Below are 13,349 nucleotides of genomic sequence, written 5' to 3'. Positions count from 1 at the left end.
CAACTTTACCCGTTAATTTTGAAATCAATAGTTGAATTCTCCTGCAGGAATTCAATCAGCTTGCCTGTTACGTTTAACCGGATATTCTGTGAGAAGAAATTTTGTGAAATATTATGTTCGCCATCTACCACTTTGAAATATAACAAGCTCTGTCCCGGATTGTTTTTGATGAGCACGGATAATTCATTGACTGTGGGCTCGTCGAGATCGTGGATCGGCAGAGTGATACTGATTTTTTCGATCAGCTTATCCTTTTCGTCCTGCAACAGGCGGATGGAACCGATATTGAAATCGAGTTCGTTTTCATTCCAGCGGCGAGGCTCTACGCGGGCTGTGATGAGCAGGTACATACCGGGTTTGCAATATTTGCTGTATTCGATATAGTTATTACCGAACAAAGCGATCTCTCCACTGCCGGTGAAATCTTCTATTTTAACTACTCCGTAAGGCTTTCCTGTCTTGGTCATTCCCTCACGGAAATCGGTTACGATTCCGCCTAACAACATTTCGCGCCCTTTCAGGCTTTCCCGGTCGTTGATCTCTGCCATGCCCGTATTGCATACGTATGTCAGAACGATACGATATTCATCCAGCGGATGGGCGGAGAGGTAAATACCTATCAGTTCCTTTTCTTTATTCAGGCGTTCCAGATCACTCCAACGCTGGCAAACCGGAATTTCGGGTTTGGCGATGGCTACAAGCAGGTCATCTCCACCGAACAGGGAGTTTGCTGCTGAGTTTTTATCCATCTGGAACTTATTGCCATAACGCACCAACGTATCCAGAAAGACTTCGCCTTTGCCTGTCTCGGCAAAGAACTGTTCGCGTTGGATACCGAAATTATCGAAGGCTCCGGCCAACGCAAGCGATTCGATGTTTTTCTTATTACATGCTGTCAGGTTGACGCGTTCCACAAAGTCGAAGATATTTTTATACGGACCGTTTTTCTTCCGTTCCTCGATTATATTTAATACGGCCGATTCACCTACGCCTTTCACGGCGCCTAGCCCGAAACGGATGTTCTTGTTTTTATCTACGCTGAACTTCAGGATGGATTCGTTGACGTCCGGTCCTAATACCTGCATACCCATTGCTTTGCATTCGTCCATAAACTTCGTGATATCGACGATGTTGGACAAACTTCGGCTCAGAACGGCTGCCATATATTCGGACGGATAGTTTGCTTTCAGGAAGGCCGTCTGATAAGCAACCCACGAATAGCAGGTGGCGTGGCTCTTGTTGAAGGCATAGGAAGCAAACTTTTCCCAGTCGGACCAAATCTTTTCAAGCGTTTTTGCCTCGTATCCATTATCCTGTCCACCTTTCATGAACTTCGATTTCAGGTGGTTCATCTTGTCGATCAACTTCTTACCCATCGCCTTACGCAGAGCGTCACTTTCACCACGGGTGAAGTTTGCCAGCAAACGCGACAGAAGCATGACCTGTTCCTGGTAGACGGTAATACCGTAGGTGTCTTTCAGGTATTTTTCCATGACCGGTATATCATATTCGATCGGCTTGCGTCCGTGTTTACGGTCGATAAAGTCGGGAATATAATCCATTGGTCCCGGACGATACAGGGCATTCATGGCGATCAGGTCTTCGAACTTGGAGGGTTGAAGCTCCTTCAGGTATTTTTGCATACCTGCCGATTCAAACTGGAATGTACCGGTCGTTTTACCGTCGCAATATAATTTATAGGTTGCCGGATCTTCCAGGCTGATATGGTCGATATCGAGTTCGTGTCCGGTAGTCAGGCGGATGTTTTCAATAGCCTCTTTGATGATGGACAACGTTTTCAGTCCCAAAAAGTCCATTTTGATCAATCCGGTTTCTTCGATCACCGAACCTTCGTATTGAGTAACCAGCATTTCCTCACCGGTCTCTTTATCTTTTGCCGTACTGACAGGCACGACGTCCGAAATATCATATCGTCCGATGATGACACCACAGGCATGTACACCGGTATTACGCACGTTGCCTTCCAGCATTTGTGCATATTTTAATGTATCGCGTGCCAACGGATCGTTACCGGTCGCTGCTTCTTTCAGTTCAGGAACGTAGTTGATCGCATCTTTCAGTTTGAACTTCTTCATATCCGGTATCTTATCCGGTACCAGCTTAGCCAGACGGTTTGATTCGGAAAGCGGAAGTTTCTGTACACGGGCAACGTCCTTGATGGCCGATTTGGTAGCCATTGTACCGTAGGTAATAATATGTGCCACACGGTCAGCTCCGTATTTTTCCGTTACCCAACGCAATACTTCGCCACGACCGTCATCGTCGAAGTCGGTATCGATATCGGGGAGGGAGATACGGTCCGGATTCAGGAAACGTTCGAACAGCAGGTCATACTTAATCGGGTCGATCTTGGTGATTCCCAGGCAGTATGCAACTGCCGATCCGGCAGCCGATCCACGTCCCGGTCCCACCGATACGCCCAATTCTTCGCGGGCAGCGGCGATAAAGTCTTGCACGATAAGGAAGTATCCGGGAAAACCCATTGTTTTCATGATGTGTAACTCAAAGTCCAGACGTTCCCTGACTTCATCATTCAGGTTGTCTCCGTAACAAACCTTTGCACCGTCGTATGTCAGTTTTCTCAGGTAGTCGGCTTCCAGCTTGATACGGTATAATTTATCGTATCCGCCAAGTTTCTTTATTTTGTCTTTGGCATCTTCTTCGCTTAACACTACGTTGCCGTTTTCATCACGGGTGAACTCTTCGAACAAGTCCTGTTCCGAGAATTTTTCGCGATATGACTCTTCTGTCCCGAAATCTTCAGGGATGGCGAAGGTTGGCATGATAGGACCACTGTCGATGGAGTAGAAATCTACTTTGTCTGCTATTTCAAGCGTGTTGCTGAGTGCTTCCGGGATGTCTGCAAAGATGGCATTCATCTCGGCTGTCGTTTTCATCCATTCCTGCTTGGAATAACGCATACGTGTCGGGTCGTCCAGATCCTTTCCGGTACTGAGGCAGATCAGGCGGTCGTGTGCTTCGGCATCTTCCTGATTAACGAAATGGACGTCGTTGGTAGCGATCAGCTTGACATTATGTTTGCGGGCGAGTTCGATCAGGACCTTATTCACTTCCTGCTGTTTGGGATACGTGGTGCAATCGGCGTTCGGGTCGTGTGTTTCGTGCCGTTGCATTTCCAAATAATAATCTTCTCCGAACAGTTTTTTGAACCACAGGATGGATTCTTCTGCTTTATCTATCCGATCATGCATAATATGCTGCGGTATTTCGCCACCCAAACAAGCGGAACAGACAATCAGGTCTTCGTGATATTTCTCCAGTAATTCATGGTCGATACGCGGACGGCCGTAAAAACCTTCTGTCCAAGAGATGGAAACCATCTTGATCAGGTTTTTGTAGCCTTTTAGGTTTTTAGCCAGTATGATCAGGTGGTAACCGCTACGGTCTTCCTTCGCTGTTTTGTTATGCCTTCCGTTGCGGGCGCAGTAGCACTCGCAGCCGATAATCGGTTTGAATATCTTTTTCTTTTCTGCTTCTATCAGAGACGGAATCTCCTGCAGGCGTACCTGCTCTTCGGTGGAAAGAGCTTCTTTCCCTTTGAGGGCTTTCTGTTCTTTTTCCAGGTCTTTGATGGCTCCAAGCGGTTTCCCGTTCTTCTTGGAGACCTTGTTGAAGAACTCCTTTATACCGAACATATTACCGTGATCGGTAACAGCAATGGCGTTCATGCCGTCTTTTTGTGCCTTGTCAATCAGTGCATCGATCGAGGCTTGTCCGTCCAGCAGCGAGTACTGGGTGTGGACGTGTAGATGTATAAATGGTTCCATATATAATTGAAAAAGCTTTTATATTTTATCAAACAAAGGTACAGCTTTTGTTTGAATAATGTGAATGTTTAGAAATCTGTTTATGAGGGTATCCTCTAAAATAAAATACCATACAGGAAAACATCTGTTAAAATCATAGAATAAGTATCATCATTAGAAAAAAAAACTATCTTTGCTCATGGAAAAGAGGATATAATATGAAAAAGATAGGATTGGTAATAATATTAGTGATGTTGATGATTGTGCCGGCTACAGCACAGATCACTTGGGGTGTGCGTGGTGGCTTGGCTTATTCGTCGCTGGTGCAGAAAATAGACAACAATTATCAATCGGGCGCCCGTTTCGGATTTAGTGTGGCGGGACTGGCTCAGATACCTTTATATAAAAGATTGTCGCTTCAGCCGGAAGTCGCTTTTGTGCATCAGGGTGGTAATTACCTGTCAAAAATCTCAGAAGGAGACGGTACGGATTTAGCTTATCCGAAAACAAAATGTAACTATTATTCTATTCTTGTGCCTGTAAATCTGGTATATACCTTTCAGTTTACCGATGTTTATTTCAGTGTGATGGCCGGTCCGGCTGTCGATTTCTCTCTGTTTGGAAAAATGCGTACTAAGAATGTGGATAGCGATATCGTTTTCGGACAGTCAGGCGAAGCCGATCTTAAAACTTTCGACTTGGGGGTAAACCTTGGGTTACAGGTAGAATATTCGAATTTCTTCTTCTCCGTATCTGCCCTGTGCGGAACACTCGACCGCCGTACCACCAAACACGACGGCGAATCATCCCTTTATCAGAATAATGTAACATTCTCGTTGGGGTATTATTTCCGCCGGTAAATTTTTTCAATTAAAATAGGAATTAGGGAAAAGCATAACTCTCCGGCTATTCCCTTTTGTTGTATATCTTCTGCTCATAATCGTTTGGATGCGAAAAAGATGTACAAATGTTTTGTATTTCGAAGAAAAGCCGTACCTTTGCAAGCCGAATATTATCAAATTGTACTAAGAGTTTAGTTTCTAGCACATTATTACGTCAAGTGTCCGTAGTGATAATGATAGCGAAAAACTAGGCGCTTGTTTTTTTAGAGTTATTAATTAATTAATTTATTAAGCAGTGGATACTTTAAGTTTTAAGACCATTTCTGCAAACAAAGCAACTGTAAACAAAGAGTGGGTCATCGTTGACGCTGATGGACAGACTTTGGGACGCCTTTGTGCAAAAGTAGCAAAGCTTTTGCGCGGCAAGTACAAACCCAACTTCACTCCTCATGTTGATTGTGGTGATAATGTAATCATTATCAATGCAGATAAAATCGTTCTGACAGGAAACAAATGGAACGATCGTATTTATTTGAGATATACCGGATATCCCGGTGGACAGATCGAGTACACACCTAACGACTTGATGAAGAAAGGTGCCAGCCATCTGTTCAGAAAAGTAGTAAAGGGTATGTTGCCTAAAAACCGTCTGGGTGCTAAGTTACTAGCTAACTTATATGTATATGAAGGAACAGAGCACAAACACGAAGCTCAACAGCCTAAGTCAATCGATATAAACTCACTTAAATAATAACTATGGAAGTAGTAAATGCAATAGGAAGACGTAAAGCAGCAGTTGCTCGCGTATTCGTTAGCGAAGGAACGGGAAAGATAACTATCAACAAACGTGATCTTGCAAATTACTTTCCTTCTACAATCCTTCAGTTCATTGTTAAGCAGCCGCTTGCAAAGCTGAATGTTGAAGAACAATATGATATCAAGATCAACCTTGATGGTGGTGGATTCAAAGGTCAGTCAGAAGCTGCACGTTTGGCTATCGCTCGTGCTTTGATCAAGATTAATCCGGAAGATAAGTCTGCCTTGAGAGCAGAAGGATTCGTAACTCGCGATCCTCGTTCTGTTGAACGTAAGAAACCGGGTCAGCCAAAAGCTCGTAAGAGATTCCAGTTCAGCAAACGTTAATGTTATTTGTGAGTTTCTTACAAGGACAAAGCGTTTAGTATCTAAATTGTCGGGATTTCTTTTGCATGCAGACATGCCGGGGAACTACCTGATAGTTGAAAATTAAACAGAAAGTAAACGATTTAAAAAGAAAAAAATGTCAAGAGTTAATTTTGATCAGTTATTAGAAGCTGGTGTACACTTCGGACACTTAAAAAGAAAGTGGAATCCCGCTATGGCTCCTTATATCTTTATGGAGCGCAATGGTATTCATATCATTGATTTATATAAAACAGTTGCTAAAGTAGACGAAGCAGCAGAAGTAATGAAAAACCTGGCAAAACAGGGCAAGAAAGTACTTTTCGTTGCTACTAAAAAACAAGCAAAACAAGTTGTCGCTGATAAGGCTGCTTCAGTAGGTATGCCTTACGTTATCGAACGCTGGCCGGGTGGTATGTTGACTAACTTCCCGACTATCCGTAAAGCCATCAAAAAGATGACTACTATCGATAAGATGACAAAAGACGGTACATTTGATAACCTGTCAAAAAGAGAAAAACTTCAGATCACTCGTCAGCGTGCTAAGCTGGAAAAGACATTAGGTTCTATCGTAGACCTGACTCGTCTTCCGTCTGCTTTGTTCGTTGTTGACGTGATGAAAGAACATATCGCAGTTCGCGAAGCCAACCGTCTGGGTATCCCTGTTTTCGGTATGGTTGATACTAACTCAAACCCGAACAACATCGACTACGTGATCCCGGCTAACGACGACGCTACTAAATCAGTAGAAGTTATCTTAGGCGCTATCTGCGAAGCTATGAACGAAGGTTTGCAGGAACGCAAAGCTGAAAAGATCGATACAGAAGCAGCAGGTGAAGGCGAAGGCGCTAAAAGAGAACGCAAAGCTAAAGCTGCTGTAAAGAAAGAACGTACTAAGAAGGAAGACGAAGAAGCTTTGAACGCTAAAGTTGCCGACAAGTACGCTAAGGATATCGAAGAATAATTCAGTTGACAATTGCCGGTTGACAATTGACAATTAGAATATAAATACAATGGGCAATTGGCTTTTGACAGTAAGAGATTGTCAATAGGTAATTGTCCATTGTTCGTTAATAAAGAAGTAGAAAGAGTATAAACATTAAATAAGAAGGAAATAAGATTATGGCTGTAACTATGGCTGATATTACCAAGCTGCGCAAGATGAGTGGAGCTGGTATGATGGACTGCAAGAAAGCGTTGACCGAATCTGATGGCGACATCGAAAAGGCAATGGAAATTATCCGTAAAAAAGGACAGGCTATCGCCGCTAAGCGTTCAGACCGTGACGCTGCAGAAGGTTGTGTGTTAGCAAAGAAAGATGGCGGGTTCGCCGCTGTTATCGCTTTGAAATGCGAAACAGACTTTGTTGCTAAGAACGAAGATTTCGTTGCTTTGACTCAGGCTATCCTGGATGCTGCTGTGGCTAACAAATGTCAGACTTTGGATGAAGTAAAGGCTTTGCCTATGGGTAAAGGTACTATTCAGGACGCTGTTACTGACCGTAGCGGTATCACTGGCGAAAAGATGGAACTGGACGGTTATAATGTGGTAGAAGGTGCTTACACTACTGTTTATAACCATATGGGTAAAAATCAGCTTTGTACGATCGTTGCTTTCAACAAAGAATCAGAAGAAGCTGCTCACAACATCGCTATGCAGATCGCTGCCATGAATCCTATCGCTATCGATGAAGCTGGTGTTCCTGAATCAGTAAAAGAAGCTGAAATACAGGTGGCAATTGAAAAGACAAAGGCTGAACAGGTACAGAAGGCTGTTGAAGTTGCTTTGAAGAAGGCAGGTATCAATCCTTCACATGTAGATAGCGAAGACCATATGGAAAGCAATATGGCTAAGGGCTGGATTACTGCTGAAGACGTAGCTAAGGCTAAGGAAATTATCGCAACTGTTTCTGCTGAAAAAGCTGCTAATTTACCGGAACAAATGATTCAGAACATCGCTAAAGGTCGTCTTAGCAAATTCTTGAAAGAAGTTTGCTTGCTGAACCAGGAAGATATCATGGATGGCAAAAAGACTGTAAAAGAAACAATGAAGGAAGCAGATCCTGAATTGCAGATTCTTGCATTCAAACGCTTCACTTTGCGCGCTGAATAATTTTGCGTTAGCAGAATAAAATAAAAAAGGGGCTTCGATTATTTCGGAGTCCCTTTTTCTATATATAAAAGTTTACTTTCTCTTATTTCAGTTCAGCCAAAGCCTCTTTGATACGTTTGATGGCTTCCACGATGTTTTCATCACTGGTAGCATAACTCATACGGATACATTCGGGAGCACCGAATGAAGTACCGCCTACGCAGGCAACGTGTGCCTTTTCCAGCAGATACATAGCCAGGTCGTCAGCATCTTTGATTGTGTTGTTTCCGTCAGCTTTACCATAATAGTAGCTACATTTCGGGAACAGGTAGAAAGCGCCTTCCGGCTTATTTACTTCGAATCCCGGAACTTCTTTAGCCAGATTAACGATCAGGTCACGACGGCGTTCGAATGCTTTACGCATTTCTTCAACCGGTTCCTGTGAACCTGTGTAAGCGGCTTCGGCAGCTTTCTGGGAGACAGAGCAAGGACCTGAGGTGTATTGACCTTGTAATTTGTTTACAGCCTTCACGATCCATTCCGGTCCGGCAATGAAACCGATACGCCAGCCTGTCATTGCATATGCTTTGGATACGCCGTTTACAATAACGGTGCGATCTTTCATGCCGTCGACAGAAGCGATACTGTGATGTTTGCCGATATAGTTGATGTGTTCGTAGATCTCGTCAGCAATAACGATGATATCCGGATGTTTTTTCAATACTTCAGCCAAACCTGCCAGTTCTTCTGCACTGTAAACAGAACCAGTCGGATTGGACGGAGAGCAGAGGATCAACGCCTTTGTCTTCGGTGTGATAGCTGCTTCCAGCTGTGCTGGAGTGATCTTGAAATCCTGTTCGATACCTGCTGTAACGATTACCGGTTTACCTTCAGCCAGTTTGACCATTTCAGGATAGCTTACCCAGAACGGTGCCGGAATGATAACTTCGTCTCCGGGATTAACCAACACCAGAATTGTGTTACAAACGGATTGTTTAGCTCCGTTCGCGCAGGAAATCTGTGTAGCTGCGTATTCCAACCCGTTTTCATTCTTCAGCTTGGTAACGATAGCATTGCGTAATGCCGGATAACCGGGAACCGGAGAGTAGCGAGAGAAATTGTCGTCTACCGCTTGCTTGGCTGCTTCCTTGATGTGATCAGGTGTGTTGAAATCAGGTTCTCCCACACTCAGGTTGATAACATCGATACCTTGTGCTTTGAGCTCATTGCTCTTCTGAGACATCGCCAACGTAGCGGAAGGCGATAAACTTGCTAAACGATCTGAAACTTGTGTCATAACACTGCTGTTTGTATAGGTTATTTTAAATAGTTGCGACAAAAGTAATTAATAATCGGATTCTTTGCAACAAATTGCTAATTATTTGATGTTATGGAGAACATGTCCCATACGCTCCTTTTTTGTCTTCATATAAAATTCATTATATTTGTTCGGAGTGACTTCGATAGGAACGTTTTCCACAATTGTTAAACCATAAGCTTCCAGGCCTACACGCTTGATCGGATTGTTTGTCATCAGGCGCATTTTGGTAATGCCGATGTGCTTCAGGATCTGTGCTCCGACGCCATAATCGCGTTCATCAGCCTGGTGTCCCAAATGCAGGTTGGCGTCTACCGTATCCAATCCTTCTTCCTGAAGTTTGTAAGCTTTCATTTTATCCATCAGGCCGATGCCGCGTCCTTCCTGGTTCAGGTAGACGATAGCTCCGCGTCCTTCTTTTTCAATCATTTGCATGGCTTTGTGCAACTGTTCGCCGCATTCGCAACGCATAGAACCGAAAATATCACCGGTTGCACAAGATGAATGTACGCGAACCAATACCGGTTCCTCTCCGGATATATCGCCTTTTATCAGAGCGATATGCTCCAATCCGTTACTTTTCTGTCGGAAAGGGATCAGGTGGAAATGACCGTACTGGGTCGGCATATCGACTTCTACACCTTTGTCAACAATGGACTCTGTTTTCAGGCGGTAGGCAATCAGATCCTTAATACAAATGATCTTGATATCGAACTTTTTAGCTACTTCCACTAATTGCGGCAGACGTGCCATTGTTCCGTCTTCATTGATGATCTCGATCAATGCCCCGGCAGGATAGAGGCCGGCCAGGCGGGCCAGGTCGACAGCTGCTTCGGTATGTCCGGCACGACGGAGTACACCGCGTGAACGGGCTCGCAGAGGGTTCACATGTCCCGGACGTCCCAGGTCAGAAGGCTTTGTCTGTGTATCAGCCAGTGCACGGATCGTTTCGGCACGGTCGAACATGGATACACCGGTCGTGCAACCGCCACCCAGTTTATCGACAGTTACGGTGAACGGTGTCTCGAGCATAGAGGTGTTTCTGGCAACCTGCATATCCAGGTCCAGCTCCTGGCAACGTTCTTCGGTGATCGGGGCGCATAATACACCACGACCGTATGTCATCATGAAATTTACTTTTTCGGGCGTTATCTTTTCCGCAGCAACAATGAAGTCCCCTTCGTTTTCACGATCTTCGTCGTCAACAACGATCAGGAATTTACCTTCACGAAAATCTTCGATTGCTTCTTCGATGGTGTTTAATTTGATCTCACTCATATCTGTTTTAATTTTTAATTTCTAAGTTCCGGATCATATCTTCCAATTCGCGGCTTGTTTTTTGTACTACTTGTATATCATGGCGTAATAATTTACGCTGGTATGTAGCAAGCAAATAGACCGGAAGTCCGATCGGGAAAAATATACCGAATGCCAGTCCGATCTTTCCGTTGAGATTTGCATTCAGTTGGTTGTATCCGCCGATAACAGGATAATCCATCAGTTTGTTTAGTACCAGATTCTGATCGGAGTTACCCAGTTCTTCAATGATACCTTCCATTTCTGTAGCCAGCTGTTCTGCCGTATGATCCTTTCCGCCTTGTTTCCAGAAAGTGAAATAGTTCAACCAACGTTTATGGCTTTTGAGATATTCGGCGCAGTTTTCCGCCAGCTTATCCAGGCGCGGCAACATAGCTGCATAGTCCGGATTAAAAATGATTACCTCTTTTTTCTCCACCTTACGTCCGGCCCGTTTACCAATAAAATTCTTTATGGCGTTCAGATAGGTGTCTGCATTCAATATGACACTGTCATTAACAGCCTTATAAGTCAGGAAAATCCCTAGTGGTGCCAGAATAGCGGAACTCAGCCACATTCCTTCCCAGGCTTCCCATATACCGTCGCGTGCCATTTTAAATCCGATATTGTCTATAATGTAATAGAATATAAACAGGATTACGGAAATAACGACCGGCATTCCCAGTCCTCCTTTACGGATAATCGCTCCCAGTGGGGCACCGATAAAGAAGAAGACCATACAAGCGAAAGATAAGGTGAATTTCTTATGCCATTCAGTCAGGTGGCGGCGTACTTTGTAAGCCTCGTCTCCTAATGTTGCAGCTTTGAAATAATAATCGGCCTTTACACTTTCAATGTTTGATTTGGCACGGACCAATAAGGCGGCTTGCCCGCTTGGTGCTTCGGCTTTATACAAACTGTCGAAATTGATTATTTTGACCGGTTCGTTTGATATTTTGGTGAGAGAATCAGCGTCGTTTGCTGTTGCAGTATTGCCAGTTCCCGTTTCTGCCTGTTGGGCTAATTCCCTTTTGGGTTTGGAGAATGTCTTTTTATAAGACATGTCATACACATTTTTGGAATTGATCGCCTTGATACTGTCGAGCCGTACGGTCATGGAGTCAATAGAGGTCTGTAAATCCTTCAGTTGCTTACCCATATATTGGTTTTGCATAAAAGATTCATCCGTGCGGGTGAAGTTTGCATCGAAATCTATCAGAATATCTTTGGTGCTGAATGTCTCCCTGCGGTAGGGAACAGCCGTTTTCCGGTTGTTACTGCCTGTCTGGCCTTCGGACAGGTTTTCAAACGACTCCCCATTAAAAAGGGATAAGACCAGAAACAGCTTGTCCGCAGATGTTTTCAGTCTGCCGGAGTCTGCAAGGATCACACGTGCGTTATTGAAACCTTTCGAATAGTCATAGATCATGACATCTTTCAGCAATCCGGTCTGATTGTTTTTTTCTTTTACATATACATTATATCCTGTGATTTCCCCATAAAATACACCTTCCGGAATATCCAGCTCCGGCGACTTCTGGCGCATGGAGTAGAGGAGGGAATATAGTTTCACCTGTACGACAGGCATTGCATTGTTCTGGAAAAAGAAAGCGCCGATACTGATAATCCCGATTGTGATGATCAACGGCCGCATGATATGTATCAGCGATACTCCGGCAGATTTCATCGCCAGCAATTCCAGGCGTTCGCCCAGATTACCGAAAGTCATCAGAGATGCAAGCAAAATGGCCAAAGGTAAAGCCATGGGGAGGAGGAATAAAGCTGCATAAAAAAACATTTCGCCGAGCACAGGAATCCCCAGTCCCTTTCCCACCATGTCGTCTATGTACCTCCAAAGGAACTGCATGAGTACAATAAACAGACAGATACCGAAGGTCATAATGAACAACGGCAGGAAAGTCTGCAGCATAAATGTATATAATCGTTTTATCTTCAACATTGCCTATCCGGGTTGACGGGGCAAAAGTAGTGTAAAAAACGATAAGAACATTACATAATTCTCTAAAACAACCTAAATCCCGAGTGTACGTTTCAATTCATAGACTTGTGAGTCCCATAAATTGATTGAATCTTTCTTTTCATCCGGCTCGGCAAAGTCGGTTATTTCAAGAGCAGTTGCTCCGGTAAGTTCAACCGTGTGAATTAAAAATTCGAAGTAAACATTATCTTCTTCCTCGTCTGTCCACCGGTAGCGGATACTAATTTCCGGTTTTACCGACAAAACTTCTGCCTCCTGCTCATCCCTGTTCCACTTAAAAACATACGTGTTGTCATTGATCGTTACGTCATCAGCAAACCAGGCAGACAATCCTGGAGGGGTAGTGAGGTGATTCCATAAACTTCGTCGCGAAACTTTATCGAAAATGTATTCGATATGAAACTTCTCTTTTTTCATCTTTCATACAATTATTTGCGCAGCAAGTTACTCAAAAGATTCATATTTCCCAATATTATTAGAGTAAAAAAGCATCTAATTTTTAACGCCTTAGCTGAAAGCCCTGAAAAATAAAAGATTTTTTTTCGCAAAAGTGTTGCATAATATAAAAATAACCTCTACTTTTGCAGCGTCAATAAGAAAAGTTGACGACATGATGGCGAGATAGCTCAGCTGGTTAGAGCGCATGATTCATAATCATGAGGTCCCCGGTTCAATCCCGGGTCTCGCTACTGAAAGGCTTACAAGAAATTGTAAGCCTTTTTTGTTTGTATCTCCTCTGTTTCTAATCTCTCCATTTAAGCTATTATCCGGATAAATCCTGCGAAATGTACTTTTTTTGAAAAAATATTGCTAAAAAGTTTGGTGGAGTGATTTTTCTTGTATCTTTGTCATAT

10 protein-coding genes and 1 tRNA gene are annotated in these 13,349 nt (G+C 43.7%); 6 read left to right on the top strand and 5 right to left on the bottom strand.

Going from position 1 to position 13,349, the window contains the following annotated elements:
• Positions 1 to 5 precede the first annotated feature (5 nt).
• Positions 6 to 3,809 carry a DNA polymerase III subunit alpha gene (gene dnaE, locus K6V26_RS19150; RefSeq protein WP_224263575.1) on the bottom strand — a complete coding sequence of 1,268 codons (3,804 nt, stop codon included), beginning with the start codon at positions 3,807 to 3,809 and terminating at the stop codon, positions 6 to 8.
• 197 nt (positions 3,810 to 4,006) lie between these two features.
• On the opposite strand from dnaE, the gene K6V26_RS19145 reads away from it, so the two are divergent.
• The 5 genes from K6V26_RS19145 (at position 4,007) to tsf (ending at position 7,903) form a co-directional block, all read left to right on the top strand.
• Positions 4,007 to 4,648: a porin family protein gene (locus tag K6V26_RS19145; RefSeq protein ID WP_007655344.1), complete on the top strand. Its 642-nt coding sequence runs from the start codon at positions 4,007 to 4,009 to the stop codon at positions 4,646 to 4,648.
• 277 nt (positions 4,649 to 4,925) lie between these two features.
• Positions 4,926 to 5,381: a 50S ribosomal protein L13 gene (gene rplM / locus K6V26_RS19140; protein ID WP_007655343.1), complete on the top strand. Its 456-nt coding sequence runs from the start codon at positions 4,926 to 4,928 to the stop codon at positions 5,379 to 5,381.
• 5 nt (positions 5,382 to 5,386) lie between these two features.
• Positions 5,387 to 5,773 carry a 30S ribosomal protein S9 gene (gene rpsI, locus K6V26_RS19135; protein WP_007655341.1) on the top strand — a complete coding sequence of 129 codons (387 nt, stop codon included), beginning with the start codon at positions 5,387 to 5,389 and terminating at the stop codon, positions 5,771 to 5,773.
• Positions 5,774 to 5,909: 136 nt separating this feature from the next.
• Positions 5,910 to 6,755, top strand: a complete 846-nt coding sequence (gene rpsB / locus K6V26_RS19130) for a 30S ribosomal protein S2 (RefSeq protein WP_007655339.1) — start codon at positions 5,910 to 5,912, stop codon at positions 6,753 to 6,755.
• A 158-nt stretch (positions 6,756 to 6,913) separates the two neighbouring features.
• Entirely contained in the window at positions 6,914 to 7,903 is a 990-nt protein-coding gene (gene tsf / locus K6V26_RS19125; protein WP_007655337.1) for a translation elongation factor Ts, read from the top strand.
• An 82-nt stretch (positions 7,904 to 7,985) separates the two neighbouring features.
• Here tsf and K6V26_RS19120 read toward each other — a convergent pair whose 3' ends face one another.
• From K6V26_RS19120 to K6V26_RS19105, 4 genes are all read right to left on the bottom strand, one after another.
• On the bottom strand, positions 7,986 to 9,179 hold the full coding sequence (locus K6V26_RS19120) for a pyridoxal phosphate-dependent aminotransferase (protein ID WP_010801692.1): 1,194 nt from the start codon (positions 9,177 to 9,179) through the stop codon (positions 7,986 to 7,988).
• 81 nt (positions 9,180 to 9,260) lie between these two features.
• Positions 9,261 to 10,478, bottom strand: coding sequence for a bifunctional 3,4-dihydroxy-2-butanone-4-phosphate synthase/GTP cyclohydrolase II (locus K6V26_RS19115; protein WP_007655333.1), 1,218 nt, complete (start codon positions 10,476 to 10,478; stop codon positions 9,261 to 9,263).
• Positions 10,479 to 10,485: 7 nt separating this feature from the next.
• A complete protein-coding gene (locus tag K6V26_RS19110) occupies positions 10,486 to 12,426 on the bottom strand; it encodes an LptF/LptG family permease (RefSeq protein WP_224265857.1) in 1,941 nt (646 codons plus the stop codon).
• 102 nt (positions 12,427 to 12,528) lie between these two features.
• Positions 12,529 to 12,912 (bottom strand): START-like domain-containing protein, encoded by a 384-nt coding sequence (locus K6V26_RS19105; protein WP_007655330.1) that lies wholly within the window; start codon positions 12,910 to 12,912, stop codon positions 12,529 to 12,531.
• Between the two features lie 198 nt (positions 12,913 to 13,110).
• Between K6V26_RS19105 and K6V26_RS19100 the strand changes: the two genes are divergently transcribed.
• Positions 13,111 to 13,184 (top strand) — tRNA-Met (locus K6V26_RS19100).
• Positions 13,185 to 13,349 lie beyond the last annotated feature (165 nt).

It is taken from the genome of Parabacteroides goldsteinii (genome assembly GCF_020091425.1).
Taxonomy (GTDB): domain Bacteria; phylum Bacteroidota; class Bacteroidia; order Bacteroidales; family Tannerellaceae; genus Parabacteroides; species Parabacteroides goldsteinii.
This window is presented reverse-complemented; position numbering and strand designations above follow the sequence as displayed.